This window comes from Streptomyces cyaneofuscatus, from assembly GCF_042718795.1.
In the GTDB taxonomy this organism is placed as follows: domain Bacteria; phylum Actinomycetota; class Actinomycetes; order Streptomycetales; family Streptomycetaceae; genus Streptomyces; species Streptomyces cyaneofuscatus_A.
The window spans coordinates 17,374-44,304 of the sequence record NZ_JBHXOX010000024.1 but is presented as its reverse complement, the minus strand read 5'-3'; the positions used below and the strand labels follow the sequence as shown (position 1 = coordinate 44,304).

Here is a 26,931-nt window from a genome sequence, read left to right as displayed (position 1 = left end):
CTACGTGGGTGGGCGTCCGCCCACCGTGGTCACCGCCTCGGCCCCGGCCTGGCAGCCCTGCGCCGCGGCGGCCTCGTCGTCCGCCCCGGCCAGCAGGGCCGCGAGGAACCCGCCGGTGAACGCGTCACCCGCCCCCGTCGAGTCGACCGGCTCCCGGACCGGCCGCGCGCGGACCCGCCCCGTCACCACGCCCCCGGCGGCCACCACCGCACCCCGGTCGCCCAGGGTGACGGCGACCCGGGGGAACGTACGGCTCAACTCGGCCGCCGCCTGCTCCGGTTCGGGGAGGCCGGTCAGCAACCGGGCCTCGTCCGCATTCGGCAGCAGCAGCTCGGCCCCCTCCGCGAGCCCCAGGAACCGCTTCGGCCCCAGCTCCGCGAGGAACCCCGCCGACGCCGGATCCACGCTCACCGGAACGCCTCGCTCCACGGCCGTACGCAGGGCGAGCAGCGCCGTGGCGCGGCTCGCCGCGGCGAACAGGAGATAGCCGGAGAGGTGCAGCCGCCCCACGCCGTCCAGCATCGCGGGCGCGAAGTCCTCGGTGGCCAGGCGCAGTACGGCCCCGCTGTCGGTGAGGAACGTCCGCTCGGCGGCGGCGTCCACCAGTGCGATGACGGTCGCGGTCGCCACCTCCGGGTCCACCGCCAGCAGCGCCCGCACCCCGGCCCGCTCCAGCGCCTCCCGGTGCCAGCCGGCGGACTCCGCGCCCGCCCGCGCCACCAGCGCCACGTCCCGGCACCCCGAACGCACCGCCCAGCACGCCACGTTGGCTCCCGCGCCGCCCGGCACGCTCAGAATGTGGGCGGTGGTGTCCGTGCCGTGGACGAGCGGCGAGCCGTGGAGCGCCACGACATCGGTGACCACCTCACCGACCACGAGGAGCCCGCGCCCCGCCGCCGGGCCGGCGTCGGTCACCGTACGGCCGCCGCTGCGGCTGCGGTTGCTGCGATGCGTGCCGCGAGCCGCACGTTCCCGCGCACCGCTGCCAGGTTCGCCTCCAGCGACGCGCCCCCGGTGCGCCGCATCAGCTCCTCCAGCAGGAACGGGGTGACGCCCTGCCCGGTGATCCCACGCGTCCGGCACGCGTCGAGCGCCTCCGCGAGTACCCGGTCATGCAGCGTGGGGTCCAACTGGTCCGCTTCCGGTACGGGGTTGGCGACGATCAGCGCCGCGTCCGGGCCGCCCAGCGCCTCCTTCGCCCGGACCACCTCCACCACTTCCTCCGGGCTGTGCACGGTCCAGTCGACGGACTGGCCGGAGCTGCTCAGATAGAAGCCGGGGAAGCGGTCGGTGCCGTAACCGAGGATGCCGACGCCCAGGGTCTCCAGGCGCTGGAGCGTCGCCGGGACATCGAGGATCGACTTCACGCCCGCGCAGACCACCGTGATCCCGGTGCGGGCGAGCAGCCGCAGATCGGCCGACTCGTCCTGGCTGTCGGCCCACTCCCGGTGTACGCCGCCGAGCCCGCCGGTGGCGAAGAAGCGCAGGCCCGCCCGTGCCGCCAGGAACGCGGTCGCGGAGACCGTCGTCGCCCCGCTCGCCCTGAGCGCGAGGGCGGGGGCGAGATCGCGGTGGCCCAGCTTCCGGACCGCCGGGTCCCCGGCCACCCGCTCCAACTGGTCCTTCTCCAGGCCCACATGGGCCTGCCCGTCCAGGACGGCGATGGTGGCCGGGACCGCACCGGCGGACCGGACGATCCCCTCCAGTTCGACGGCCACCCGGAGGTTGCGGGGGCGCGGCAGCCCGTGCGCGATGATCGTCGACTCCAGGGCCACGACGGGCAGCCCGCCGGCCAGAGCCGCGCGTACCTCGGCGGAGAGGACCGGCTCGTAGGAGGTGTCGGTGTTCTGTGGCATGCCCCCATCCCTGTCGCGGGCAGGAGGGCCGCAAACCACGGGGGGACCGGTTCCGGCCGGTCCTGGTGGCGGGTCGGCCGGAAGTGGTCGCTAAGGTGACCGGCCATGACGACAAATGACCAGGCCCCCGCCTCCTTCGCCGTGCACATCCCGGACGCCGAGCTCGAACCGGAGCCGCTGGATCCGGCACAGATTCTCTCGGGTGAGCCCGTGGTGACGGGCAAGGTGCTGTGGGAGTCCGCCGACGGCAAGCAGGTGCGCGGGATCTGGCAGATCACGCCGGGCGTGGTGACCGACACCGAGGCGAACGAGCTGTTCGTGGTCGTCAGCGGGCGGGCGACCGTGGTGGTCGAGGGCGGCGCGACGCTGGAGATCGGGCGGGGGGACGCCTGCGTCCTGCGCGAGGGCGACCGGACGACGTGGACGGTCCACGAGACGCTGCGCAAGGCGTACCACATCAGCCTCTGAGGCCTGTGGTGCCTGCGGTGCGGGCCTCAGGCTCCGGCGGCGGCAGGCTTCATGCCCCGGCGGCGGACGGCTTCATGCTCCGCCGCAGCGCCAGTGCGGCCACCGGCAGCAGCAGTGCGGCACCGATCGCGTTCAGTGGGCCGTACCCCCACTGGGCGACGATCACCCCGGCCGTCGCTCCGCCGATCCCCGCCGCCGCGTTCATGGTCAGGTCCGACAGCCCCTGCACGGCCGCCCGGGCCTCCTGCGGCACGGAGTCGGTGAGCAGGGCCGAACCGGCGATCATCCCCGCCGACCAGCCGAGGCCGAGCACGAAGAGCCCCAGGGCGGTCTGGCCGTGCCGGGGCCCGGCGGTGCCCGCGAGCAGCGCGGCGCAGCTCAGCAGACCGACCGCGAGGCCGATCACGGAGAGCCGGCCGAAGCGGTCGGCCAGCCACCCCATCACCGGCGAGAACGCGTACATGCCCGCGATGTGTCCGCTGATGACCAGCCCGATGAGCTGGAGACCGGCGCCGTGCCCGCCCAGATGGACCGGGGTCATGACCATGATCGAGACCATCGCGGTGTGCGACACGGTGACGGTCCCCAGGGCCAGCTTGGCCATCGGAGAGTCTTGTACGGCCGCGGCCCCGGCGCGCAGGGACCGCTTCCGCTCCCCCTGCGAACTCTGCGGCGCCAAGGCGCGCGCCGTGAGCAGCGGGTCCGGGCGCAGCAGCACGGCCACGATCACCCCGGCGGCCAGGAAGGCGACCGCGGACCAGAGGTAGGGGCCCGCGGTCTCGGGCACCGGGCCCCCGCGGAACAGCCGGCCCGCCGGGGCCGCGATGTTGGGGCCCACCACCGAGCCGATCGTGGTGGCCCAGACGACGGTGGAGATCGCCCGGCCCCGCCGCTCCGGCCCGACCAGGTCGGCCGCCGCGAACCGGGCCTGGAGGTTGGCGGAGGAGCCGGCGCCGAACGCGGCCATCCCGAGCAGCAGCAGCGGGAAGCTGCGCGCGATCGTGCCGAGGACCACCAGGGCGCCGCCGAGCGCGCCGATCAGATAGGCGAGCACCAGGCCGGGGCGCCGGCCGCGCGAGGTCATCAGGGCGGCCAGCGGGAGCGACAGCAGTGCCGTACCGGCGACGGACGCGGTCGGGGCCAGCCCGGACAGGGCCTCGGAGCCGGTCACCTCGGTGGCCAGCATCGGCGCCAGGGCGATGCCGATGGCAACACCGAGGCCGCCGAGTATCTGGCTGACGACGAGCACGGTCGAAGTGCGGCGCTGGAGGGCGGGCAGGCCGGCGGCCGTGACCGGGGGGACGGCGGAGCGGGGGAGGGATGGTGTCACCGGCGCAGTGTGCCATCAGATGAACGGCGCGATGCACCCGTACGAGTGAACCGACCGCCGACGCGCCCGCGAAGCGCACGACCCGCCACCCGCTGCGACCGCCGCACGTCCACCCCTGACCACCGCCGCGCGTCCACCCCCTGCGATCGCCGCACGGCCACCCCCCTCCACCTCAACAGCTGTACGAGCCCCCGCGACAGCCGAACACCCACCCCCTAGAACAACGGCTGCGGAAGCACCCCCTCCAACGCCAGCAGCAGCCGCTTCGTCTCCAGCCCGCCCCCGAACCCCCCGAGGCCGCCGTCGCTCTCCACCACCCGGTGGCAGGGCACCACCACCGGCAGCGGGTTGGACCCCATGGCGGCCCCCACCGCCTGAGCCCCCTCGGGCCGGTTGACCCGCGCGGCCAGCTCCCCGTACCCGACGACCGTCCCGTACGGCACCCCGGACTCCAGCTCGCGGAGCACCTCACGGTGGAAACCGGCCGTCAGCGACCAGTCCAGCGCCAGGCCGAAGTCCTGCCGCTCACCCGCGAAGTAGGCCGCGAGCCGGCGTATCGGCTCGGCGAGCCGCTCCGAGCCGGGTGCCTCCACCGGCTCCGAGCCGAGCCGGGTCCGCAGGTGGGCGAGCGCCGCGTCCCGTACGTCCGGGCGGGCGTGGAAGGCGACGCTCACCAGGCCGGCGGGGGTCGCGGCGAGCAGCAGCGGCCCGATGGCGCTCCCGACGACGGACCACTCGACGGCCGGCTCCGCACCGGCCGCGCCGGCCCCGTAGCTGTTCATGCCGTCCACGGTACGACCGGCCACTGACAACGCCGCTCCCGTCGGCGGAAACCGGACAGGCCCGCCCCCCCACCGACCCGGGCGCCGCCCCGTCAGCGCGTGGCGTCGCGCACCACGTCCGGATAGTTGGTGATGATGCCGTCGACGCCGTAGCCCCGGACCTTCGCCGCGTTCGCCGCGTCGTTGACCGTCCAGGTGTTCACCCGCAGCCGCTTGCCGTGCGGCCCCTTCAGCCGCTGCACGGCCGCCACGTAGTCGGCGCCGATCGTCGTGTGCGAGGGGTTGATCTGATCGGTGAACGCCGCGTACGAGGGGAGGTCGGCCACCGCCGGGGTGCCCAGGAAGCCGGTGGTGATGTCGGGGCGCAAGGCGTGCACCTTCTTGACGCTGTCGGCGCCGAAGCTCTGGATGACCAGGCGGCCGCGCACGTGCGAGCGGTCCAGCCACCCTTCCCTGCCCAGCACGCGCAGGATGTCCCGCTCGATGCCCGGGTAGGTCGCGGGGCTCTTGATCTCCAGGAGCAGCTTCTGCCGGTTGCGCTCCAGGCGGTCCACGAACTGGGCCAGCGTCGGCACCCGGGCCCCCGCGAACTGCTTACCGAACCAACTGCCCGCGTCCAGCTTCGCCACCTCGGCGGCGGTGAAGTCCTTGACCGCCCACGGGGCACGGCCGGGGAAGACCTCCTCGACGTTCGTCGTGCGCTTCAGGTCGGTGTCGTGCAGCACGACGAGCACACCGTCCCTGGTGCGGTGGACATCGTTCTCCACCCACTCGATGCCGAGCGCCTTCGCGGCGTCCGCGGCGGCGAGCGTGTTCTCCGGCGCGTACCCCGACGCGCCCCGGTGGGCGATGACGAGGGGGCGTACCTGCCGGTCCGGGGTCCGGGCGGCCGTCACCTGCGGCCGGGCGGCCGTCTCCTGCGGCTGGGCGACGGGCAGCAGCAGGGCGCCGCCCCCGAGGAGGGCCGCGGCGGCGGTGGAGGCGGTTGCGGTGCGTACGAACACGTGGACTCCCCGTATCGGAGGGTGCGGACACGACGAGACTGGCAGCGGCCCACCAACGCCGGGCGGGGCGGCGATGGCCACGGAATGAACGGAAATCCGCGCCCCCGGAGTGGGTGGTGAACACCCCGGGGGACCAGGAGCACGGTCCCGTGCCGATAAAATGTGTTCCTTACATATGCCTGCAGGGCCCTGGGGGATCCCCCTCGAACCCGGGCTTTCTCGAAAGGCGTGACGGCGTGCGGGGAACGGTTGAGGGATTCATCCATGGTCCGGTGATCCCGGTCCTGGCTTTCCTCGCGGCCGGGGTGGGGGCCGCTCTCGGACTCCGCTGCGGCATCAGGTCCCTGCGCACGGCACGCTCCTTCAAGACCGGCCGGCTGGCGCTCGGTGCGCTGTCCATCGGCTGCGGGATCTGGACCATGCACTACGTGGCGATGACGGGCTTCACCGTCGTGGAGGCACCGCTCTCGCACGACAAGCCCTACACCCTCGCCGCCCTGGCCGTGGCCGTCGTGATGGCCGGCGTCGGGCTCTTCATTGTCGGGTACCGGGGCGCGACCCGCATGGCGCTGATCACCGGCGGCACCCTCACCGGCCTCGGCATCGCCTCCACGCACTACCTGGGCATGGCGGGCATCCGCTTCCGGGGGCACTTCACGTACGAGACACCCCTCGTCGTCCTTTCCGCCCTGATAGCCGCGACCGCCGCCACCGCCGCGCTCCGGGCCGCCCTCTCCGCCCGGGTCCTCCTCTCCGGCCTGGGCGCGGGCCTCATGATGGCCGTCGCGGTGACCGGGATGCACTACACCGGCATGGCCGCGCTCGGCGTGCACCTGCATCCGACCGCCCCCGGCCCCACCTCCGGCCACGTGTCCTCGGACTGAGCGCATCCGAGGCCGTTGTCAGTGGGGGGCCGTACGGTGGTTCCATGCGGCCTGTTTCCCAGATCGAACGTTCGGTGGCGCCCTTCGAGGTCGTCAGTCCCTACCAGCCCAGCGGCGACCAGCCGGCGGCCATCGCCGAGCTGGAGCGGCGTATCCGCGCAGGTGAGAAGGATGTCGTCCTGCTCGGCGCGACCGGCACCGGCAAGTCGGCGACCACCGCCTGGATGATCGAGAAGCTGCAGCGCCCCACCCTGGTGATGGCGCCGAACAAGACGCTCGCCGCCCAGCTCGCCAACGAGTTCCGCGAACTCCTGCCGAACAACGCGGTGGAGTATTTCGTCTCGTACTACGACTACTACCAGCCCGAGGCGTACGTCCCGCAGTCGGACACCTACATCGAGAAGGACTCCTCGATCAACGAGGAGGTCGAGCGGCTGCGCCACTCGGCGACGAACTCCCTGCTCACCCGGCGCGACGTGGTCGTGGTCGCCTCCGTCTCCTGCATCTACGGCCTCGGTACGCCGCAGGAGTACGTGGACCGCATGGTCCAGCTCAAGGTCGGCGAGGAGATCGACCGGGACCAGCTCCTGCGCCGGTTCGTGGAGATGCAGTACGCGCGCAACGACCTCGCGTTCACCCGCGGCACCTTCCGCGTCCGCGGCGACACCATCGAGATCTTCCCGGTCTACGAGGAGCTCGCCGTCCGCATCGAGATGTTCGGCGACGAGATCGAGGCCCTCTCCACCCTGCACCCGCTGACCGGCGAGGTCATCAGCGAGGACCGGGCCCTGCACGTCTTTCCCGCCAGCCATTACGTGGCCGGACCCGAGCGGCTCCAGAAGGCCGTCCGGGGCATCGAGGAGGAGCTCGAAGCCCGCCTGGCCGAGCTGGAGAAGCAGGGCAAGATGCTGGAGGCCCAGCGGCTGCGCATGCGCACCACGTACGACATCGAGATGCTCCACCAGATCGGCAGTTGCTCCGGCGTCGAGAACTACTCGATGCACTTCGACGAGCGGGCCCCCGGCACCGCCCCCAACACCCTCCTCGACTACTTCCCCGAGGACTTCCTGCTCGTCCTCGACGAGTCGCACGTCACCGTGCCGCAGATCGGCGCGATGTACGAGGGCGACGCCTCCCGCAAGCGGACCCTCGTCGACCACGGCTTCCGGCTGCCGTCCGCCATGGACAACCGCCCGCTGAAGTGGGAGGAGTTCCTGAAGCGGATCGACCAGACGGTCTACCTCTCCGCCACCCCGGGGAAGTACGAGCTTTCGCGCGGCGACGGCTTCGTCGAGCAGATCATCCGTCCCACCGGCCTGGTCGACCCCGAGATCGTCGTCAAGCCCACCGAGGGCCAGATCGACGACCTGGTGCACGAGATCCGCAAGCGCACCGAGCGCGACGAGCGGGTCCTGGTCACCACCCTCACCAAGAAGATGTCGGAGGACCTCACCGACTACTTCCTGGAGCTCGGCATCCAGGTCAGGTATCTGCACAGCGACGTCGACACCCTGCGCCGCATCGAGCTGCTGCGCGAGCTGCGCTCCGGCGAGTACGACGTCCTGGTCGGCATCAACCTGCTGCGGGAGGGCCTCGACCTCCCCGAGGTGTCCCTCGTGGCCATCCTCGACGCCGACAAGCAGGGCTTCCTGCGCTCGGGCACCTCGCTCATCCAGACCATCGGCCGTGCCGCCCGTAACGTGTCCGGCCAGGTCCATATGTACGCGGACAAGGTCACCCCGGCGATGGCGCAGGCCATCGACGAGACCAACCGCCGCCGTGAGAAGCAGATCGCCTACAACACCGAGCGCGGGCTCGACCCGCAGCCGCTGCGCAAGAAGATCAACGACATCGTCGCGACCATCGCCCGCGAGGAGATCGACACCGAGCAGCTCCTCGGCACCGGCTACCGGCAGGGCAAGGAGGCCAAGACGCCGGTGCCGACGCTCGGGGTGAAGGCGGCCAAGGGCGGCGCGAAGGGCAAGGGCACGTCGGCCGGTGCGGTGGTCGGCGACCGTCCCGCGACCGAACTGGCCGGAATCATCGAGGAGATGACCGACCGGATGCGGGCCGCCGCCGCCGACCTCCAGTTCGAGGTGGCCGCCCGGCTGCGCGACGAGGTGGGCGAGTTGAAGAAGGAGCTGCGTCAGATGAAGGAGGCGGGCCTCGCCTGAGGGCCGGCACACCGGGCGTACGGCGGTCGCCGTACGCCCGGTGTGTTGCAAGACCGACACAAAAACGGACCGAACCTGCTGCCGTCCCGGGGGGAATGCGTAGGGTGCGGGGATACCGCACACCACGGTTGCGGGGCCATGCCGAGAGGGGACAGCGCGTGACGGTCAACATGACCAAGGGTCAGGCCATCAACCTGCAGAAGAGCGACGGGGGGACCCTGACGGCGGTACGGATGGGGCTCGGCTGGCAGGCGGCTCCGCGCCGCGGTCTGTTCGGCTCGCGCACCCGGGAGATCGACCTCGACGCCTCGGCGGTGCTCTTCGCCGACAAGCAGCCCGTCGACGTCGTGTTCTTCCGCCACCTCGTCAGCGACGACGGCTCGGTCAAGCACACCGGCGACAACCTGGTCGGCGGCGCCGGCTCCGGCGGCGACGACGAGGCGATCCTCGTCGACCTCCAGCGCGTCCCCGTCCACATCGACCAGATCGTCTTCACGGTGAACTCCTTCACCGGACAGACGTTCCAGGAAGTCCGACACGCCTTCTGCCGCATCGTCGACGAGACCAACGGCCAGGAGCTCGCCCGGTACACGCTGGACGGCGGCGGCCAGTACACCGCCCAGATCATGGCGAAGGTGCACCGTGCGGGCAGCGGATGGCAGATGACGGCCCTCGGGAACCCGGCCAACGGCCGCACCTTCCAGGACCTGATGCCCTCCATCCTGCCCCACCTGTAGGCGGACCGGACCGGATCAGGCTGGCACCGGCACGTGCGGCTCCCGCGGGCACCCGCCTCCGGGAGCCGCACCGCGCGGGACCGCGCGCAGAACACATCGTCGAGGGGGACAGCGCAATGACGGCCGAACTGGTCCGGGGACAGAACCACACCTTGCCCCAGACCCGTCTGGAGATCCGGGTGTCGGCGGGCTCACCCGTCGTGGCCGGCGCCACCCTCGGCGACGAGAGGGGCGTGGTACGCGGCGCCGAGTGGATCGCCCACCCCGGCTCGCCCCAGCTCCCCGGCCTCGAAGTCTCCCAGCAGGCCGCGGCCGGCCACCGCCTCGCCGTCGACCTGGAGGCCCTGCCCGAGACGGTGCACCGGGTCACCGTGCTGCTCGCCCTCCCGTCGGGCGTGGGCGGCCCGACCCGCTTCGGCACCACCGCCGCGCCCTTCGTCGCCGTCACCGGGCTCGACGGCACCGAGATCGCCACCTTCACGCTCACCGGCCTGGACGCCGAGTCGGCGGTCAGCGCCCTGGAGCTCTACCGCCGCCAGGGCGCCTGGAAGGTCCGGGCCGTCGGCCAGGGGTACGCGGCCGGCCTGGCCGAGATGCTCGCCGACCAGGGCCTGGTCGGCGCGGCCGAGCTGGCCGCGTCCATCCAGGAGGCGGTCGCCCGCTCCCTGGCCCGCTCGGTGGCCCCGCCGCCACCCCGCACCCCCGAAGGCGACCGCGTACGCCACGCCTCCGGGCCGACGGACCCCGGCCCCACGCCCGCCGCACTTCCACAGCCCCCGGCAGCCACTCCCGTACAGCCGGCAGCCACTCCCGTACAACCGGCGGCCGACCCCGTACAACCGCCGGCCACTCCCGTACAACCGGCGGCCGACCCCGTACAACCGCCGGCCACTCCCGTACAACCGGCGGCCGACTCCGCCCCCACCCCCGGCGGCCCCATCAACTACGCCCACCCGCGCCGGCAGCACGCCGCCCCGCCGACGCCGCCGCCCACCGCGCCCCCCGCCCAGCCCGGGCAGGCCGCGCAGCCGGTCGCCGGGGACGCCACCGGCTGGTCGATGGACGAACGGCTCTACAACCAGATCTGGGGCATGTTCGAGGACCTGGCGAGGGCCGCCGCGGCCTACCGCAGCGCCGTGGACTTCGCCGAGTCCCGGATGGACCAGGAGCTGGACCGGTCTCTTTCCGACCCGCGCAACCGGATCGGCGGCGCGGGCGACCGTGCCCGCGAGGAGGCCCGTGCCAAGCGCGACGAGCTGACCGCCCGGGCCCGTGAGGTCCTCGACCGCGACCTCGCCCAACTGGCCGCCGAAGCCGCCGTCGTCGAGCCCGCGCTCCCCGCCGCGTACGCCGGCTGGGACAACCCCGTCTGGCACGCCCACCGCGTCCCGATGGAGCTGCCGATGGCTCTGCGCCTCGGTGACCTCCACCTGCCCGAGCGCACCGGCCTGCGCATTCCGCTGCTCGTCCGGTTGCCGCTGGAGCGGGGGATATGGGTGGACAGCGGGCGTACGGCCTCCGAGGCCGCCGCCCTCACCGACAGCGACCGGCTGCGCCGCCTGGCGATGGAGACCGCCGTCCTGCACGCCGCCCGGCTGCTCGCGGTCTATCCGCCCGGCGAGTTCTCGGTGCACGTCATCGACCCGGCGGGCGCCGCGGCGGGCCCGCTGGCGCCGCTGGTCGACGCGGGCGTCCTCGCCGGGCCGCCGGCCGCCGGGCCCCAGGGGGTGGCCTCGGTCCTCGCCCACCTCACCCGCCGCGTGGACCTGGTGCAGATGGCGGTGCGGGCCGGCGCGGCCGATTCGCTCCCGCCCGACCTGGACACCGGCGAGCAGCTCCTGGTGGTCAACGACTTCCCGCACGGCTTCGACGACCGGGCCGTCACCCAGCTCCGCTACCTCGCCGACGAGGGCCCCGCGGTCGGCGTGCATCTGCTGATGGTGGCGGACCGCGAAGACGCGAGTGCGTACGGACCGGTGCTCGACCCCCTGTGGCGTTCGCTGCTGCGGATCACCCCGGTCGCCGACAGCCACCTCGCCGACCCCTGGGTCGGTCACGCCTGGACATATGAGCCGCCGGTGACGCCACCGGGCAGCCGGGTCCTGGAGCAGGTCCTGGCGGCGGTCACAGCCGCCCGCAGAGCTGCCGGCCGCTGACCACGACACCGCATCCGACCTGCCTATTTTGCCATGACTTTACCTTTTTCTTTACCTACCCTTGGTCATGCATGTACTGTTCGGTGCACGGAGGGGAGTACTCCTTACGCGACGTTCCCGTCAGTACGGACCGTGACCGGTCCCGGGGCGTCGGCCCGGCACGCATCCCGTGTGCCAGGGTGGAAGAGACCTCCGGCAGCGACGACGCTGATCAGTAGCCGTAGCGAACTGCCGGAGGCGCAGTGGACGTTTCATGGACCCTTTGGGCTGTCACCATCATTGGTCTGTCAGCCCTGATCGCCGTCGATTTCTTCATCGGGCGCAAGCCCCATGACGTGTCGACCAAGGAAGCCGGTATCTGGACGGTCGTCTGGATCGCCCTGGCCATCCTCTTCGGAGTCGGCCTGCTGGTGTTCGGCAACAGCCAGGCATCCGGAGAGTTCTTCGCCGGATTCATCACCGAGAAGTCGCTGAGCGTCGACAACCTCTTCGTCTTCGTCCTGATCATGGCGAAGTTCTCGGTGCCCTCGCACCTCCAGCAGCGCGTGCTGCTCATCGGTGTGCTCGTCGCCCTGGTGCTCCGCGCGATCTTCATCGCCGCCGGTGCCGCCGTGATCGCGAACTTCTCGTGGGTGTTCTACATCTTCGGCGCGTTCCTGATCTACACCGCCTGGAAGCTCATCCAGGAAGCCCGGGCCGGCGAGGAGGAAGAGGAGTTCGAGGAGAACCGTCTCCTCAAGAAGATCGAGCAGCGCTTCGGCGTCGCCGACCAGTACCACGGCACGAAGCTTTTCATCCGGAAGAACGGCAAGCGCATCATGACCCCGCTGATGGTGGTCATGCTCGCCATCGGTATGACCGACGTGCTGTTCGCACTGGACTCGATCCCGGCGATCTTCGGCCTGACCCAGGACCCGTACATCGTCTTCACGGCCAACGCGTTCGCGCTGATGGGCCTGCGTCAGCTGTACTTCCTCATCGGCGGTCTGCTGAAGAAGCTGGTCCACCTCAGCTACGGCCTGTCGGTGATCCTCGGCTTCATCGGCGTCAAGCTGGTGCTGCACGCCCTGCACGAGTCCGGGGTGCACGTGCCCGAGATCTCCATCCCGTTCTCCCTCACCGTCATCTGCGGCGTCCTGGTGGTCACCACGATCACCAGCCTGATCGCCAACAAGAAGCAGGAGGCGGCCGAGGCCGAGGCGGCCAAGGCGAAGAGCGTCGACGCGTCCGACGACCAGACGGAGAGCGTCAGCAGCTGACCCCGGGCCGCCCAGGGCGGCACAGGGATGTCACCGGCAGCGGCCGGGGCGGAAGGGCGCAAGCCCGACCACCCCGGCCGCTGTGCGTGTACGCCGCCGGAGGCCTGTCGCCACAGACCTTGTGTCACACACTTGTCGTCGGAGACCTGTCGTCAGAGCTCCGCGAGAAACGCACGGACAGCGGTGGCGAACCCTTCGGGATCGGTCTCGTGGACCGTATGACCGGTGGGCAGATGGACCAGGCGGGTGTGCGGGCGCCGGTCCGCCATGGCCTGCGCGTGCCCGGCGGAGAGGGTGTCGCTGCGGACACCGTGCACGAGGAGGGCCGGGCAGTCGGTGGCCAGCCAGTCGTCCCAGTGATCGCCTGTGAGCAGGCGCTGCGAGGCGACCATGTCCTCCGGGCGGAAGGCCAGCCCCCAGCCGTCGTCGTACGCGCGGATCGCGTCGCCCAGATAGCGCGCGGACGCGCCCAGCCCGGCGACCAGGGATTCGCGGTCCGGCGCCCGGTGGGGCCAGGAGAGGCAGAAGGACAGGTCGTCCTCCACGACGGCGCCTATGTCCTCGATCACCAGGGCGAGGACCCGGTCCGGATGGTGCGCGGCGAGCTGATAGGCGTTGACGCCGCCCAGCGAATGGCCGAGGAGGACGACCGGGCCGAGGCCGAGATGGTCGAGGACGGCGAGGGCGTCCGCGAGATAGCCCCGGCGGTGATAATCGCCCGGGCGGTCCGACTCCCCGTGCCCCCGCTGGTCGGGCGCGATGACGCGCCACTCGGGAGCCAGAGCCCTGGCCGCCCGGGCGAAGGTCCGCCCCTCCGAGAAGTGCCCGTGCAGGGAGAGCAGGGGCCGGCCGGGCCCGCCGAAGTCGAGGAAGGACAGCCGGCGCCCGTCGAGGTCCAGATCGACGCGGGTCGCCTCCGGCGCGGTGAAGGTCATGCCGGGACCCTAGCTCCCGGGTCTGACACACCCCTGGGCCGAACGTCCCGCTACCAGCCGCGCGCCCGCCACTCCGGCAGGTGCGGGCGCTCGTCGCCGAGGGTCGTGTCGTTGCCGTGGCCCGGGTAGACCCAGGTCTCGTCCGGCAGCCGGTCGAACAGCTTCGTCTCGACGTCGTGCAGCAGGCTCGCGAACGCCTCGGGGTCCTTGTGCGTGTTGCCGACCCCGCCGGGGAAGAGGCAGTCCCCGGTGAACAGGTGCGGGGCCCCGTGCGGGTCGTCGTAGACCAGCGCGATGGAGCCGGGCGTGTGGCCGACCAGGTGGCGGGCGGTCAGCTCGACCCGGCCCACCGTGATCGTGTCGCCGTCCTCCACGGGCACATCCGTGGCGACCGGGATGCCCTCGGCGTCGTACCGGCCCGCGTACGCACGGGCGCCGGTCGCCGCCACCACCTCGGCCAGCGCCTGCCAGTGGTCGCCGTGCCGGTGGGTGGTGACGACGGAGGCGACGGAGTCGTCGCCGATCAGCGCCAGCAGGGTGGCGGGCTCGGCGGCCGCGTCGATCAGGAGCTGCTCGCCGGTGGCCCGGCAGCGCAGCAGATAGGCGTTGTTGTTCATCGCGCCGACGGCGACCTTGGAGATCATCAGATCCGTCAGTTCGTGCACGCTCGCCGGTCCGCCGACCCTCACCGCTCCGCTGTACGTCATACGGCTCACCCTAATCCGTCCCCGCCGGGGTGGAGGCGGAGTCCGGACAGCCGCTACAACGGCGGCAGCTCCGGCAGCGCGCCCCCGGTCACGGTCAGTGCCGAGCCGTCGCGGCGGCCGGCCAGCCAGCCGAGGAGGTCGGCCGCCGTACCCCGTACCGACACGGCCGGACCGTCCGACCCGCCGCCCGTGGTCCAGGTGCGGCCGTCCTCGGCGGTCACCGTGGTGGCGGGGACGGCCGGGTGGCCGGCGAAGCGGTCGGTGAGGAAGGCGATCTCCCGCTCGGTGAATTCCGCCGGCAGGTCCTCCAGCTCGTAGCCGACGTCCAGGTCGACGTGGTGGAGCTCCACCTCGATCAGCCGGCGGAAGGGGACCCGGGACGCGGAATCCGTCACGCCGTTGCGCAGGGTGACCGTACGGGACCAGTCGGCCGGTTCGTCGGCCGCCGCCCGCAGACGGTCCGCGCTCTCCCGGAAGTCGCCCAGTTGCTCGTCCAGCGGGCGCGAGGCGCCGGCCTCGATGTCGGCGTCCCGCATTTCGCTGCTCGCGTACATCGGCAGACCCCGGAGAACATTTCCGATCGCGTCGGCGTTACGTGACAAGTGGGTCAGGACATGGCCCCGGCTCCATCCGGGCAGCCGTGACGGCTCGGTGAGTGTGACGTTGTCCCACTTGCCCGCTTCGCTGAGCAGCCGGTCGGTCGCTTCGCGTACAGCTTCCAGGTCGTGCGCATGATCCATCATGCGGCCGAGCCTAGCCCCGCCACTCATTCGGGTGAAGGTGTCCTAGCGCGGCCGTTAATCGAATGTGCGTGCTATACGCTCGGAGGAGACAAAGCTTCCCACATCGCTGTGGCGCCCCCCATAACCTGGACCGGGGGCTGAGTTCCCCCGTTTCTCTCTAGAAAGGTGCGGACCGGCGTGGCCGACCGTCTCATCGTCCGTGGCGCGCGCGAGCACAACCTGAAGAACGTCTCGCTCGATCTCCCCCGTGACTCCCTCATCGTCTTCACCGGGCTCTCCGGGTCGGGCAAGTCGTCCCTCGCGTTCGACACGATCTTCGCCGAGGGCCAGCGGCGCTATGTGGAGTCCCTCTCCTCGTACGCCCGGCAGTTCCTCGGCCAGATGGACAAGCCGGACGTCGATTTCATCGAGGGCCTCTCTCCCGCTGTCTCCATCGACCAGAAGTCGACCTCGCGCAACCCGCGCTCCACGGTCGGCACCATCACGGAGGTCTACGACTACCTCCGCCTGCTCTTCGCCCGGATCGGCAAGCCGCACTGCCCCGAGTGCGGGCGTCCCATCGCCCGTCAGTCGCCGCAGGCCATCGTGGACAAGGTCCTCGGCCTGCCCGAGGGCAGCCGCTTCCAGGTGCTCTCACCGCTCGTGCGCGAGCGCAAGGGCGAGTTCGTCGACCTCTTCGCCGACCTCCAGACCAAGGGGTACAGCCGTGCCCGGGTCGACGGCACCACCATCCAGCTCTCCGAGCCGCCCACGCTCAAGAAGCAGGAGAAGCACACCATCGAGGTGGTCATCGACCGCCTCACCGTCAAGGACAGCGCCAAGCGCCGGCTCACCGACTCGGTGGAGACCGCGCTCGGCCTCTCCGGCGGCATGGTCGTCCTGGACTTCGTCGACCTCCCCGAGGACGACCCCGAGCGCGAGCGGATGTATTCCGAGCACCTCTACTGCGCCTACGACGACCTCTCCTTCGAGGAGTTGGAGCCGCGCTCCTTCTCGTTCAACTCGCCCTTCGGCGCCTGCCCCGACTGCACGGGCATCGGTACGCGTATGGAGGTCGACCCGGAGCTGATCGTTCCGGACGAGGAGAAGTCGCTCGACGAGGGCGCCATCCACCCCTGGTCCCACGGCCACACCAAGGAGTACTTCGGCCGGCTGATCGGCGCGCTCGCCAAGGCGCTCGGCTTCCGCACGGACATCCCCTGGGCCGGACTGCCGCAGCGCGCCAAGAAGGCCCTGCTGTACGGCCACAAGATCCAGACCGAGGTCCGCTACCGCAACCGGTACGGGCGCGAGCGCGCCTACACAACCCCCGCCTTCGAAGGCGCGGTCCAGTTCGTCAAGCGGCGCCACACCGAGGCCGAGAGCGACTCCAGCCGGGAGCGCTTCGAGGGCTACATGCGCGAGGTGCCCTGCCCCACCTGTGAGGGCACCCGGCTCAAGCCGATCGTCCTCGCGGTGACGGTGATGGAGAAGTCCATCGCCGAGGTCTCCGGGATGTCGATCAGCGAGTGCGCCGAGTTCCTCGGCCGCCTCAAGCTGAACGCCCGGGACAAGAAGATCGCCGAGCGGGTCCTCAAGGAGGTCAACGAGCGGCTGAAGTTCCTGGTCGACGTCGGCCTGGACTACCTCTCGCTGAACCGCGCGGCCGGCACCCTCTCCGGCGGCGAGGCCCAGCGCATCCGGCTCGCCACCCAGATCGGCTCCGGCCTGGTCGGCGTGCTGTACGTCCTGGACGAGCCGTCCATCGGGCTGCACCAGCGCGACAACCACCGCCTGATCGAGACCCTGGTCCGGCTCCGCGACATGGGCAACACGCTCATCGTCGTCGAGCACGACGAGGACACCATCAAGGTCGCCGACTGGGTCGTCGACATCGGCCCCGGCGCCGGTGAGCACGGCGGCAAGGTCGTCCACTCCGGCTCGCTCAAGGAGCTGCTGACCAACAAGGAGTCGATCACCGGCCAGTACCTGTCCGGCAAGCGGGCCATCCCGACGCCGGACATCCGCCGCCCGGTCGACCCGGCGCGCAGCCTCACGGTGCACGGTGCCCGCGAGAACAACCTGCACGACATCGACGTCTCCTTCCCGCTCGGCGTGCTCACGGCGGTCACCGGAGTCTCCGGTTCCGGGAAGTCGACCCTGGTCAACGACATCCTCTACACCCACCTGGCCCGCGAGCTGAACGGCGCCAAGTCCGTCCCCGGCCGCCACACCCGGGTCGACGGCGACGACCTGGTCGACAAGGTGGTCCACGTCGACCAGTCGCCGATCGGCCGGACGCCCCGGTCCAACCCGGCGACGTACACCGGAGTCTTCGACCACGTCCGCCGGTTGTTCGCCGAGACGATGGAGGCGAAGGTGCGCGGCTATCTGCCGGGCCGCTTCTCCTTCAACGTCAAGGGTGGCCGCTGCGAGAACTGCTCCGGCGACGGCACGATCAAGATCGAGATGAACTTCCTGCCCGACGTGTACGTCCCGTGCGAGGTCTGCCACGGTGCGCGCTACAACCGGGAGACCCTGGAGGTCCACTACAAGGGCAAGTCCATCGCCGAGGTGCTGGACATGCCGATCGAGGAGGGCCTGGAGTTCTTCGAGGCCGTCCCGGCGATCGCCCGCCACCTCCGTACGCTGAACGACGTCGGCCTCGGATACGTCCGGCTCGGGCAGTCCGCGCCGACCCTCTCGGGCGGTGAGGCGCAGCGCGTCAAGCTGGCGAGCGAGCTCCAGAAGCGCTCCACCGGCCGCACGGTCTACGTCCTGGACGAGCCGACCACCGGACTCCACTTCGAGGACATCAGCAAGCTGATCACCGTCCTCTCCGGCCTGGTCGACAAGGGCAACACGGTGATCGTCATCGAGCACAACCTGGACGTCATCAAGACCGCCGACTGGGTCATCGACATGGGCCCGGAAGGCGGCAACGGCGGCGGTCTGGTCGTCGCCGAGGGAACGCCGGAGGAGGTCGCCTCGGTGCCCGCCAGCCACACCGGGAAGTTCCTCCAGGGCATCCTGGACGCGGACCGGATCAGCGAGGCCGCGGTGCCGTCGGGGCGGGGGACGGCGCGTAAGACCGCCGCCCGGAAGACCACCACGGCGAAGAAGGCCACGGCGGCCGGTGCGAAGAAGACCACCGCCACCAAGGCCACGGCGGCCAAGAAGGCGACGGCGGTCAAGAAGGCCACCGCCACCAAGGCCACCGCCAAGAAGGCGACGCGCGCCCGCAAGGCGTGAGCCGACGACTGTGGCCCCCTCCCGCTCAGGAGGGGGCCACAGTCGTGTGCGGGACGGCGAGGGACCGGGCCCGGCCGCAGGCCGTCCGTTCCCCGCCGGTATCGTCGGTTCCGTCACCGGCGGCAGCGGCCCTCCGCCGCTTCCCGGCGACACCCGCCCCACCCCGCACAACGATCCGTGGAGTCCGCATGCCCGGCCTGCCCGCTGCCCGCCGTACCGTGCTGAAAGGCGCCGCGCTCGCCGGTGCCGCCGGGCTGGGAGCGGCCGCCTGCTCCACCGAGTCCAAGCTCGGCCACGCCAAGTCGCCCACCCCCACCGCCCCCGTCGCGCTCGGCGAGGCCTCCGAGGTACCCGTCGGCGGCGCCAAGCTCTACCGCGAGCAGCGCCTCGTCGTGAGCTGCCCCGCGAAGGGCGAGTACAAGGCGTTCAGTGCCCAGTGCACCCACGGCGGCTGCGTCCTGAGCAAGCTCGAAGGCACCGAGGGCCACTGCGCCTGCCACGGCAGCCGCTTCGACACGACCACCGGCGAGGTCGTCCAGGGCCCGGCCACCGTGCCGCTGCCCGCCGTCCCGGTCACCGCCGAGGGCGGAAAGCTCGTCGCGGGCCCCGGCGCCTGACCCCACGCACGCCCCGGCTCCTGACCCCACCTCCGTAACGCGGACCGGGCGGTCAGGCCCAGTCCCAGTCGATGCCGACCAGCCCGGGCCGCACCCCCTCCTCCACCACATGCACCGTCCGGTGCCGTCCGGTCAGCGTCAGGTCCCTGCGGGCGGCCCGAGCCGCACCGGCCGAGGACTGCTCGAACCGGCGGCACCGCACCGGCAGTGCCCCCTCGTCGAAGCCGATCTGGAGCACGTACTGCCCGCCGCCGAAGGTGAAGCCGCGCACGTACTCGTCGCTCGGCCCGCCCGTACCGTCCTCGAAGCCGTAGCCGAAGACGTACGTCTCGCCCGACCGCAGCCGGGTGTCGAAGAGCAGCTCCGCCACCAGCACCCCCGCCTCCGCGTCCCAGCGCACCCGCCCGGTCCGGCAGTTCTCTCCCGCCCGCACCGCGATCCGCGCCGGGTCGCACCCCGGATCGCCCCGGTGGATCGCCAGATAGCGGTCGATCCCGTCCCGGTGCGCCCGTACGACATGGAGCGAGGTCCGGCCCGCCAGCTCGCGCCGGGCCCCGATCCGTACCCGCTCCTGGTGGTCCACCGTGTGCAGCCCGCCGTCCACCGGTGACTCCATCGCCGCCAGCAGCCGCTCCACCGCACCCGATGACTCCAGCAGCGAGCGGTACGAGCGCGCCGCCGGACGCTCCCCGTCAGTGCCACCGGCCCCTTCCGTCCCATCCCGCAGCAACCGCAGCAGCGAGTCGTCCGGCAGCGCGAGCACCTCCTCCAGCGCGCGCACGGCCCGCAGCGACTCCGGGCGGCGGGGCCGCCGTACGCCCTGCTGCCAGTAACTCAGGCTGGTCACCCCGAGCTTGACGCCCCGGTGCGCCAGATGGTGCTGCACCCGGTGCAGCGGCAGCCCGCGTACGGAGAGGGCGGTGCGCAGGGCCAGATGGAAGGGGCCGGTGTGCAGCACCCGGTCCAGTTCTCTCTCGGTGTGCCGCATAGGGGCCTCCGGTGAACGTTCACGTGGGGGAGAGGCGACAGCGCCCCCGGGGGGTGCGGGGGAGCAGGTGAGGAGGGTGCGCCGTTCACACGGGCGTCGCGCCGTTCACACCGTGATGTCACTCCGCATTGAAGCGTGTTGACCTGCTCCGGACAACGGTCGATGCTCCTCATCAGCGTCCGGACGCGCTCCTCCGATCCCCACCCCCCCCGCCCTGGGAGGAACGCCATGCGCAACCGAAGAATCCGTCCCCGAAGGCTGTCCTTCACCGCCCTCGCGGCCGCCGCCCTCCTCGCCGTCCCCGCGGCAACCGCCACCGCCACGGCGGCAGAGCCCGCTGCCCAGGACGGCGGGGTCTCCATCGCCGCCGCGCAGCGCCTCGACATCACCATGCAGGCCCAACAGAAGACCAACTGGTGCTGGGCGGCCGGCGGCAACACCATCGCCGCCTGGTTCGGCCGCAGCTACTCCCAGAACCAGTTCTGCAACGCCTCCTTCAACCGCTCCCAGAACACCGAGTGCCCCAACTCGCAGGCCACCCTCGGCAACGTCCAGACCGGCCTGTCCTGGACCGGCGTCCGGCCCGGCAGCTACGTCACCGGCTGGCTGCGCTACCCGACCGTCCAGGCCGAGATCGCCGCCCAGCGGCCCATCGAGACCCGCATCCAGTGGTCGTCCGGCGGTGGCCACATGCACGTCATCTACGGCTACGACGACGCCAACAGCTGGGTCTACTGGGGCGACCCGTGGCCCTCCAGCGACCGTTACAACTGGGCGTCGCACTCCTGGTACGTGAACAACAACCAGTTCTCCTGGACCCACTCGCTCTACCGGATCGGGGCGTGAGGACATGACCGCGACCACCCGGCGCCTCGCCGTCACCACCGCACTCGCCGCCACCGCCCTGCTCACCGTCGCACCCCTGGCCACCGCCGACGAGGCGCCCACCCCGCCCAAGCTGACCGCCGCCACCCTGGAAGCCGCCCACGAGGCCGCCTCCGCACCGGCCACCCTGGACACCCTGTCCCGGTTCTTCGCCCGGGAGGGAGCGGTGGCGCGTACGGCGGCCGCCCCGCGCATCGAGGCGAAGACCGTCCCCGTACGCACGCTCTCGGCCGCCTTCGTCGCCGGGAAGCGGGGGGCCGCGCCGAGCACCCTGGACTACCTCGCCGCCACCGCGGTCTCCTCCGACGGCCAGAAGGCCTCCCTGTGGACCGTCCCCGGGGCCGGTGCGAGCGGAGCGTGGCAGGTGGTGAACATCGCCACCGGCGACGACGAGGCCCGCTACACCGCGCGGGGGGCCCGCGCGCTCCCCGGCGGCACGGTCTTCCGCGAACCGCAGATCGACGCCTGGTACGTCCACGACGCCTCCCGCGTGCTCCCGCTGGACGAGGACGCGACGGCGGCCGTGGGCGCGAAGGGCACCAGCCTGAACGCGTACCGGGCCCGGGTGAAGGAGGCGTACGCCGACAAGCTGCCCGGCTCCGGCTACGCGAAGTCCGGCAAGGCGGGAGGCTACGGCCCCGGGGCGGCGGCGGACACCGGAGCCCAGGCCCCCGCCCCCGAAGGCCCGGCCCCCGCACCCGGCCCCGTGCTCGCCGACGCGGCGGGCACGGGCGTCTCCACCGGCACCGGCCCCGGCACCCCGGACACCGCCCTGACCACCGTCTCCACGATGGCCGGAGCCGGCGCCCTGCTCGCCCTGGCCCTCGGCGGCGCCACCGCCGTACGCCACCGGATCCGCACCCGGCACAACCCCGCGCCGGACGCCTGAGCGGAGCGTTCCGGGGCACGCACGCCCCGGAACGGCCGTTCATGAAGCTGCGCTCCGGGCCGCCGGGACCCCCGGCGGCCCGGAGCGCACCGGTCACCTGCACGACGACGTCCTGTCACACCCCGCAAGTAGGGTGTGAACCATGGCAGACCCCTCCAGCTACCGCCCCAGCCCGGGGCAGATCCCCGACTCCCCGGGGGTCTACAAGTTCCGCGACGAGCACCGCCGGGTGATCTACGTCGGGAAGGCCAAGAACCTCCGCCAGCGCGTGGCCAACTACTTCCAGGACCTGGCCCATCTCCACCCGCGTACGCGCTCGATGGTCACGACCGCCGCCTCCGTGGAGTGGACGGTCGTCTCCACCGAGGTCGAGGCGCTCCAGCTGGAGTACACCTGGATCAAGGAGTTCGACCCCCGGTTCAACGTCAAGTACCGGGACGACAAGAGCTATCCCTACCTCGCCGTCACGCTGAACGAGGAGTTCCCCCGCGTCCAGGTGATGCGCGGCGCCAAGAAGAAGGGCGTGCGCTACTTCGGTCCGTACGGGCACGCCTGGGCGATCCGCGAGACCGTCGACCTGATGCTCCGCGTCTTCCCCGTCCGCACCTGCTCCGCCGGCGTCTTCAAGAACGCCGCCCGCACCGGCCGCCCCTGCCTCCTCGGGTACATCGACAAGTGCTCGGCCCCCTGCGTCGGCCGGGTCACCCCCGAGGAGCACCGCGAGCTGGCCGAGGACTTCTGCGACTTCATGGCCGGGCGCACGGGCACCTACATCCGCCGCCTGGAGAAGGACATGGCGCAGGCGGCCGAGGAGATGGAGTACGAGCGCGCCGCCCGCCTCCGGGACGACGCCGGGGCCCTCAAGCGGGCCATGGAGAAGAGCGCCGTCGTCCTCGCGGACGCCACCGACGCCGACCTGATCGCCGTCGCCGAGGACGAGCTGGAGGCCGCCCTCCAGATCTTCCACGTGCGCGGCGGCCGGGTCCGCGGCCAGCGCGGCTGGGTCACCGACAAGGTCGAGGCGGTCGACACCTCCGGCCTCGTCGAACACGCGCTCCAGCAGTTGTACGGGGAGGAGCGCGGCGACGCCGTCCCCAAGGAGGTCCTGGTCCCGGCCCTGCCCGAGGACACCGAGGCTGTCTCCCAGTGGCTCGCCGAGCGCCGGGGCTCCCAGGTCAGCCTGCGCATCCCGCAGCGCGGTGACAAGAAGGACCTCATGGCGACGGTCCAGCGCAACGCCCAGCAGGCGCTCGGCCTGCACAAGACCAAGCGCGCCTCCGACCTCACCACCCGCTCCCGGGCCCTGGAGGAGATCGCCGAGGCGCTCGGTCTGGACACGGCCCCGCTGCGCATCGAGTGCTACGACATCTCCCACCTCCAGGGGGACGACGTGGTGGCCTCCATGGTGGTCTTCGAGGACGGCCTCGCCCGCAAGAGCGAGTACCGCCGCTTCCAGATCAAGGGCTTCGAGGGCCAGGACGACGTCCGCTCCATGCACGAGGTGATCGGCCGCCGCTTCAAGCGCTACCTCCAGGAGAAGGAGCGCACGGGGGAGTGGGACCAGGCGCCCTCGGTCTCCGGCGAGGCCCCGCACCCCGCGCAGGAGGCCGCCGCCCCCACCGGCCCCGCCCCCACCGGCCCCGCTCCCACCGGCCCCGTCCCGGCCCCCGCCTTCACCCCCGCCTCCCCGGCCGACGAGATCGAGCCCCGCGAGGACGACGGCCGCCCCAAGCGGTTCGCCTACCCGCCGCAGCTCGTCGTCGTCGACGGCGGACAGCCCCAGGTCGCCGCCGCCCAGCGCGCCCTGGACGAGCTGGGCATCGACGACATCGCCGTCTGCGGCCTGGCCAAGCGGCTGGAGGAGGTCTGGCTCCCCGATGACGACGACCCCGTCGTCCTGCCCCGCTCCAGCGAGGGCCTCTACCTCCTCCAGCGCGTCCGGGACGAGGCCCACCGCTTCGCCATCACCTACCAGCGCGCCAAGCGGGCCAAGCGCATCCGTACGAGCCCCCTGGACGACGTGGCCGGGCTCGGCGAGACCCGCAAGCAGGCCCTGATCAAGCATTTCGGCTCCGTGAAGAAGCTCCGGCAGGCGACAATCGAGGAGATCTGCGAGGTCCCCGGGATAGGGCGCAGGACGGCCGAATCGGTGGCCGTCGCCCTCGCCGCGGCGGCCCCCGCGGCCCCTGCCGTGAACACGGCCACAGGAGAGATCATGGAAGAGGACGACGGGGGCACGTCATGACCGAGCACACCGGCCGGGACGCCCACCACGGCGTCGGCGCGCGCCCCGACGACCAGCAGCACCCACGCACAGACCGAGCAGACGGAGCAGACGTGAGTACGAACACCACGAACGAGACGGGCGAGGCAGTGGCGCCGGCCATCCCCGAGCTGGTGATCATCTCCGGCATGTCCGGCGCCGGACGCAGCACCGCCGCCAAGTGTCTGGAGGACCTCGGCTGGTTCGTCGTCGACAACCTGCCGCCCGCGCTGATCCCCACCATGGTGGAACTCGGCGCCCGCTCCCAGGGCAACGTGGCGCGCATCGCCGTCGTCGTCGACGTGCGCGGCCGGCGCTTCTTCGACAACCTCCGCGAATCCCTCGCCGACCTGGAGGCCAAGCACGTCACCCGGCGGATCGTCTTCCTGGAGTCCTCCGACGACGCCCTGGTCCGCCGCTTCGAGTCCGTCCGCCGCCCGCACCCCCTCCAGGGCGACGGCCGCATCGTCGACGGCATCGCCGCCGAGCGCGACCTGCTGCGCGAGCTGCGCGGCGACGCCGACCTGGTCATCGACACCTCCAGCCTCAACGTGCACGAGCTGCGGGCCAAGATGGACGCCCAGTTCGCGGGCGAGTCCGAGCCGGAGCTGCGCGCCACGGTGATGTCCTTCGGCTACAAGTACGGCCTGCCCGTCGACGCCGACCTCGTCGTGGACTGCCGCTTCCTGCCCAACCCGCACTGGGTCCCGGAGCTGCGCCCCTTCACCGGCCTCAACGAGGAGGTCTCCGGTTACGTCTTCGACCAGCCCGGGGCCAAGGAGTTCCTCAACCAGTACACGGAGCTGCTCCAGCTCATCGCCGCCGGCTACCGCCGCGAGGGCAAGCGGTACGTGACCATCGCCGTGGGCTGCACGGGCGGCAAGCACCGCTCCGTCGCCATGTCGGAGAAGCTCTCCGCCCGCCTCGCCGCCGAAGGTATCGAGACCGTCCTCGTCCACCGGGACATGGGGCGCGAGTGACCGGTCGCAATCTGCGGATGCGGCGGCTGAGCCGCGCCACCTCGGCGCTCTCCGGCCGCAAACGCGGTGGACAGCCCAAGGTCGTCGCCCTCGGCGGCGGCATGGGCCTCTCGGCGTCCCTGACGGCGCTGCGCCGGATCACCGGCGACCTCACGGCCGTGGTCACCGTCGCCGACGACGGCGGCTCCAGCGGCCGGCTGCGCGAGGAGCTGGGCGTCCTGCCGCCCGGGGACCTGCGCAAGGCGCTCGCCGCGCTCTGCGGCGACGACGACTGGGGCCGCACCTGGTCCCGGGTCGTCCAGCACCGCTTCGAGTCCAAGGGCGACCTGCATGGTCACGCGGTCGGCAATCTGCTGATCGTGGCCCTCTGGGAGCAGCTCGGCGACCACGTCCAGGCCCTCGACCTGGTCGGCAGGCTGCTCGGCGCACAGGGCCGGGTGCTGCCCATGTCCGCCGTGCCGCTGGAGCTCCAGGCGCTGGTCAAGGGCCACGACCCGGAGCTGCCCGACGCGATCGTCACCGTGCGCGGCCAGGCCACCGTCGCGCTCACCCCGGGCGAGGTGCAGTCCGTGCACGTCGTCCCGCCCGACCCGCCGGCCGTCCCGGAAGCCGTCGAGGCGGTCCTCGACGCGGACTGGGTGGTGCTCGGCCCCGGCTCCTGGTTCTCCTCGGTGATCCCGCACCTGCTCGTGCCGGAACTGCTCGACGCCCTGGTCACCACGAAGGCCCGCAAGGTCCTGTCGTTGAATCTCGCACCACAGCCCGGTGAAACCGAGGGGTTCTCACCGCAGCGTCATTTGGAGGTTTTGGGACGACACGCCCCTAAACTCGCCTTGGACGTGGTGCTGGCCGACGAGGCAGCCGTGCCCGACCGCGCATCGCTCGACGACGCCGCCCAGCGGCTCGGGGCGGCGGTCGAGCTGGCGCCGGTGGCATCGCCCGACGGCGTTCCGGTCCATGATCAGGAGCTGTTGGCCGCCGCGTACGACCGTATTTTTCGGATGCATGGAAGGATCGGCCCATGGCGATGACGCCAGCGGTGAAGGACGAAATCTCTCGGCTTCCCGTCACCCGGACCTGCTGCAGGAAAGCAGAGGTCTCGGCGATTCTTCGGTTCGCGGGCGGGCTGCACCTGGTGAGCGGCCGCATTGTGATCGAGGCGGAGCTGGACACCGCGATGGCGGCGCGCCGGCTCAAGCGCGACATCCTCGAGATCTTCGGGCACAGCTCGGAGCTGATCGTGATGGCACCCGGCGGACTGCGGCGCGGCTCGCGCTACGTCGTTCGGGTGGTGGCGGGCGGCGACCAGTTGGCCCGCCAGACCGGCCTGGTGGACGGCCGTGGCCGCCCCATCCGCGGTCTGCCGCCGCAGGTGGTCTCGGGGGCCACCTGCGACGCCGAGGCCGCCTGGCGCGGGGCGTTCCTGGCCCACGGCTCGCTCACCGAGCCCGGCCGCTCCTCCTCGCTGGAGGTCACCTGCCCCGGCCCGGAGGCGGCCCTCGCCCTGGTCGGCGCGGCCCGCCGGCTCTCCATCGCCGCCAAGGCCCGCGAGGTCCGCGGCGTGGACCGGGTCGTCGTCCGCGACGGTGACGCCATCGGCGCCCTGCTCACCCGGCTCGGCGCCCATGAGTCGGTGCTGGCCTGGGAGGAGCGCCGGATGCGGCGCGAGGTCCGCGCCACGGCCAACCGGCTCGCCAACTTCGACGACGCGAACCTCCGCCGCTCGGCCCGCGCGGCGGTCGCCGCCGGGGCCCGGGTGGGGCGCGCGCTGGAGATCCTCGGCGAGGAGGTCCCCGAGCACCTCGCGGCGGCCGGACGGCTCCGCATGGAGCACAAGCAGGCCTCGCTGGAGGAGCTGGGAGCGCTCGCCGAACCCCCGCTGACGAAGGACGCGGTCGCCGGCCGGATCCGCCGCCTGCTGGCCATGGCCGACAAGCGCGCCCAGGACCTCGGCATCCCGGGGACGGAGGCCACGCTCAGCGAGGAGCTGGCGGACGGCCTGGTCGGCTGAGCCGAGCGGCGCCCGGGACCGACGTCCCGAGC

At 72.0% G+C, this 26,931-nt stretch carries 22 protein-coding genes and 1 pseudogene; 14 read left to right on the top strand and 9 right to left on the bottom strand.

Going from position 1 to position 26,931, the window contains the following annotated elements:
• Both ACFWRT_RS26015 and ACFWRT_RS26010 read right to left on the bottom strand, forming a co-directional pair.
• Window positions 1-915: a carbohydrate kinase family protein gene (locus ACFWRT_RS26015; protein ID WP_380953741.1), complete on the bottom strand. Its 915-nt coding sequence runs from the start codon at window positions 913-915 to the stop codon at window positions 1-3.
• Window positions 912-1,856, bottom strand: coding sequence for a pseudouridine-5'-phosphate glycosidase (locus ACFWRT_RS26010; RefSeq protein ID WP_380953742.1), 945 nt, complete (start codon window positions 1,854-1,856; stop codon window positions 912-914). The genes ACFWRT_RS26015 and ACFWRT_RS26010 overlap by 4 nt, the downstream gene beginning before the upstream one ends.
• Window positions 1,857-1,961: 105 nt before the next feature.
• On the opposite strand from ACFWRT_RS26010, the gene ACFWRT_RS26005 reads away from it, so the two are divergent.
• Window positions 1,962-2,324, top strand: a complete 363-nt coding sequence (locus tag ACFWRT_RS26005) for a cupin domain-containing protein (RefSeq protein WP_380953743.1) — start codon at window positions 1,962-1,964, stop codon at window positions 2,322-2,324.
• 49 nt (window positions 2,325-2,373) lie between these two features.
• Here ACFWRT_RS26005 and ACFWRT_RS26000 read toward each other — a convergent pair whose 3' ends face one another.
• The 3 genes from ACFWRT_RS26000 to ACFWRT_RS25990 all read right to left on the bottom strand — a co-directional run bounded on the left by ACFWRT_RS26000 (window position 2,374) and on the right by ACFWRT_RS25990 (window position 5,440).
• The gene (locus tag ACFWRT_RS26000) at window positions 2,374-3,654 is read right to left on the bottom strand and encodes an MFS transporter (protein WP_380953744.1); all 1,281 of its coding nucleotides are present in this window, start codon (window positions 3,652-3,654) and stop codon (window positions 2,374-2,376) included.
• 215 nt (window positions 3,655-3,869) lie between these two features.
• Window positions 3,870-4,436: a methylated-DNA--[protein]-cysteine S-methyltransferase gene (locus ACFWRT_RS25995; RefSeq protein WP_380953745.1), complete on the bottom strand. Its 567-nt coding sequence runs from the start codon at window positions 4,434-4,436 to the stop codon at window positions 3,870-3,872.
• A gap of 92 nt (window positions 4,437-4,528) precedes the next feature.
• Complete coding sequence (locus ACFWRT_RS25990; RefSeq protein WP_380953746.1) at window positions 4,529-5,440, bottom strand: glycerophosphodiester phosphodiesterase family protein; 912 nt, start codon at window positions 5,438-5,440, stop codon at window positions 4,529-4,531.
• A gap of 236 nt (window positions 5,441-5,676) precedes the next feature.
• Between ACFWRT_RS25990 and ACFWRT_RS25985 the strand changes: the two are divergent.
• The 5 genes and pseudogenes from ACFWRT_RS25985 to ACFWRT_RS25965 form a co-directional block, all read left to right on the top strand.
• Window positions 5,677-6,321: pseudogene (locus tag ACFWRT_RS25985) on the top strand (MHYT domain-containing protein); the annotation flags it as partial.
• Between the two features lie 47 nt (window positions 6,322-6,368).
• Window positions 6,369-8,498 carry an excinuclease ABC subunit UvrB gene (gene uvrB / locus ACFWRT_RS25980; RefSeq protein ID WP_380953747.1) on the top strand — a complete coding sequence of 710 codons (2,130 nt, stop codon included), beginning with the start codon at window positions 6,369-6,371 and terminating at the stop codon, window positions 8,496-8,498.
• 158 nt (window positions 8,499-8,656) lie between these two features.
• Window positions 8,657-9,235, top strand: a complete 579-nt coding sequence (locus ACFWRT_RS25975) for a TerD family protein (RefSeq protein ID WP_327217649.1) — start codon at window positions 8,657-8,659, stop codon at window positions 9,233-9,235.
• Between the two features lie 116 nt (window positions 9,236-9,351).
• Entirely contained in the window at window positions 9,352-11,391 is a 2,040-nt protein-coding gene (locus tag ACFWRT_RS25970; RefSeq protein WP_380953748.1) for a TerD family protein, read from the top strand.
• Window positions 11,392-11,633: 242 nt separating this feature from the next.
• Complete coding sequence (locus ACFWRT_RS25965; RefSeq protein ID WP_380953749.1) at window positions 11,634-12,650, top strand: TerC family protein; 1,017 nt, start codon at window positions 11,634-11,636, stop codon at window positions 12,648-12,650.
• Window positions 12,651-12,802: 152 nt separating this feature from the next.
• On the opposite strand, the gene ACFWRT_RS25960 is transcribed toward ACFWRT_RS25965, so the two are convergent.
• From ACFWRT_RS25960 to ACFWRT_RS25950, 3 genes are read right to left on the bottom strand one after another with little or no spacing between them, the layout of a single operon-like run.
• On the bottom strand, window positions 12,803-13,585 hold the full coding sequence (locus ACFWRT_RS25960; RefSeq protein WP_380953750.1) for an alpha/beta fold hydrolase: 783 nt from the start codon (window positions 13,583-13,585) through the stop codon (window positions 12,803-12,805).
• A gap of 50 nt (window positions 13,586-13,635) precedes the next feature.
• Complete coding sequence (locus tag ACFWRT_RS25955; protein ID WP_380953751.1) at window positions 13,636-14,292, bottom strand: MBL fold metallo-hydrolase; 657 nt, start codon at window positions 14,290-14,292, stop codon at window positions 13,636-13,638.
• A gap of 53 nt (window positions 14,293-14,345) precedes the next feature.
• On the bottom strand, window positions 14,346-15,035 hold the full coding sequence (locus ACFWRT_RS25950) for a maleylpyruvate isomerase family mycothiol-dependent enzyme (protein ID WP_380953752.1): 690 nt from the start codon (window positions 15,033-15,035) through the stop codon (window positions 14,346-14,348).
• Between the two features lie 177 nt (window positions 15,036-15,212).
• Here ACFWRT_RS25950 and uvrA point away from each other — a divergent pair, with 177 nt between their 5' ends.
• Together uvrA and ACFWRT_RS25940 are read left to right on the top strand one after the other, a co-directional pair.
• A complete protein-coding gene (gene uvrA, locus ACFWRT_RS25945; RefSeq protein ID WP_380953753.1) occupies window positions 15,213-18,266 on the top strand; it encodes an excinuclease ABC subunit UvrA in 3,054 nt (1,017 codons plus the stop codon).
• A 188-nt stretch (window positions 18,267-18,454) separates the two neighbouring features.
• A complete protein-coding gene (locus ACFWRT_RS25940) occupies window positions 18,455-18,883 on the top strand; it encodes a Rieske (2Fe-2S) protein (protein WP_018512135.1) in 429 nt (142 codons plus the stop codon).
• Between the two features lie 52 nt (window positions 18,884-18,935).
• Here the strand turns inward: ACFWRT_RS25940 and ACFWRT_RS25935 are convergent, their stop codons facing one another.
• A complete protein-coding gene (locus tag ACFWRT_RS25935; RefSeq protein ID WP_380953754.1) occupies window positions 18,936-19,871 on the bottom strand; it encodes a hypothetical protein in 936 nt (311 codons plus the stop codon).
• A gap of 228 nt (window positions 19,872-20,099) precedes the next feature.
• On the opposite strand from ACFWRT_RS25935, the gene ACFWRT_RS25930 reads away from it, so the two are divergent.
• The 6 genes from ACFWRT_RS25930 to whiA all read left to right on the top strand — a co-directional run bounded on the left by ACFWRT_RS25930 (window position 20,100) and on the right by whiA (window position 26,899).
• Window positions 20,100-20,717, top strand: coding sequence for a papain-like cysteine protease family protein (locus tag ACFWRT_RS25930; protein WP_380953755.1), 618 nt, complete (start codon window positions 20,100-20,102; stop codon window positions 20,715-20,717).
• 4 nt (window positions 20,718-20,721) lie between these two features.
• Window positions 20,722-21,645 (top strand): hypothetical protein, encoded by a 924-nt coding sequence (locus ACFWRT_RS25925; RefSeq protein ID WP_380953756.1) that lies wholly within the window; start codon window positions 20,722-20,724, stop codon window positions 21,643-21,645.
• Between the two features lie 142 nt (window positions 21,646-21,787).
• Window positions 21,788-23,890: an excinuclease ABC subunit UvrC gene (gene uvrC, locus ACFWRT_RS25920; protein ID WP_380955717.1), complete on the top strand. Its 2,103-nt coding sequence runs from the start codon at window positions 21,788-21,790 to the stop codon at window positions 23,888-23,890.
• A complete protein-coding gene (gene rapZ / locus ACFWRT_RS25915; RefSeq protein ID WP_380955715.1) occupies window positions 23,887-24,888 on the top strand; it encodes an RNase adapter RapZ in 1,002 nt (333 codons plus the stop codon). The genes uvrC and rapZ overlap by 4 nt, the downstream gene beginning before the upstream one ends.
• Window positions 24,885-25,919: a gluconeogenesis factor YvcK family protein gene (locus tag ACFWRT_RS25910; RefSeq protein WP_380955713.1), complete on the top strand. Its 1,035-nt coding sequence runs from the start codon at window positions 24,885-24,887 to the stop codon at window positions 25,917-25,919. The genes rapZ and ACFWRT_RS25910 overlap by 4 nt, the downstream gene beginning before the upstream one ends.
• Window positions 25,910-26,899, top strand: a complete 990-nt coding sequence (gene whiA / locus ACFWRT_RS25905; RefSeq protein WP_026241502.1) for a DNA-binding protein WhiA — start codon at window positions 25,910-25,912, stop codon at window positions 26,897-26,899. The genes ACFWRT_RS25910 and whiA overlap by 10 nt, the downstream gene beginning before the upstream one ends.
• Window positions 26,900-26,931: the final 32 nt, after the last annotated feature.

What these genes read in the sequence shown, in the direction of transcription:
- ACFWRT_RS26010 (WP_380953742.1), bottom strand. Translation starts at nt 1,856, where the DNA reads ATGCCACAGAACACCGACACCTCCTACGAGCCGGTCCTCTCCGCCGAG.
- ACFWRT_RS26005 (WP_380953743.1), top strand. Translation starts at nt 1,962, where the DNA reads ATGACGACAAATGACCAGGCCCCCGCCTCCTTCGCCGTGCACATCCCG.
- ACFWRT_RS25995 (WP_380953745.1), bottom strand. Translation starts at nt 4,436, where the DNA reads ATGAACAGCTACGGGGCCGGCGCGGCCGGTGCGGAGCCGGCCGTCGAG.
- uvrB (WP_380953747.1), top strand. Translation starts at nt 6,369, where the DNA reads ATGCGGCCTGTTTCCCAGATCGAACGTTCGGTGGCGCCCTTCGAGGTC.
- ACFWRT_RS25970 (WP_380953748.1), top strand. Translation starts at nt 9,352, where the DNA reads ATGACGGCCGAACTGGTCCGGGGACAGAACCACACCTTGCCCCAGACC.
- ACFWRT_RS25960 (WP_380953750.1), bottom strand. Translation starts at nt 13,585, where the DNA reads ATGACCTTCACCGCGCCGGAGGCGACCCGCGTCGATCTGGACCTCGAC.
- ACFWRT_RS25955 (WP_380953751.1), bottom strand. Translation starts at nt 14,292, where the DNA reads ATGACGTACAGCGGAGCGGTGAGGGTCGGCGGACCGGCGAGCGTGCAC.
- ACFWRT_RS25950 (WP_380953752.1), bottom strand. Translation starts at nt 15,035, where the DNA reads ATGATGGATCATGCGCACGACCTGGAAGCTGTACGCGAAGCGACCGAC.
- ACFWRT_RS25940 (WP_018512135.1), top strand. Translation starts at nt 18,455, where the DNA reads ATGCCCGGCCTGCCCGCTGCCCGCCGTACCGTGCTGAAAGGCGCCGCG.
- ACFWRT_RS25935 (WP_380953754.1), bottom strand. Translation starts at nt 19,871, where the DNA reads ATGCGGCACACCGAGAGAGAACTGGACCGGGTGCTGCACACCGGCCCC.
- ACFWRT_RS25930 (WP_380953755.1), top strand. Translation starts at nt 20,100, where the DNA reads ATGCGCAACCGAAGAATCCGTCCCCGAAGGCTGTCCTTCACCGCCCTC.
- ACFWRT_RS25925 (WP_380953756.1), top strand. Translation starts at nt 20,722, where the DNA reads ATGACCGCGACCACCCGGCGCCTCGCCGTCACCACCGCACTCGCCGCC.
- uvrC (WP_380955717.1), top strand. Translation starts at nt 21,788, where the DNA reads ATGGCAGACCCCTCCAGCTACCGCCCCAGCCCGGGGCAGATCCCCGAC.
- rapZ (WP_380955715.1), top strand. Translation starts at nt 23,887, where the DNA reads ATGACCGAGCACACCGGCCGGGACGCCCACCACGGCGTCGGCGCGCGC.
- whiA (WP_026241502.1), top strand. Translation starts at nt 25,910, where the DNA reads ATGGCGATGACGCCAGCGGTGAAGGACGAAATCTCTCGGCTTCCCGTC.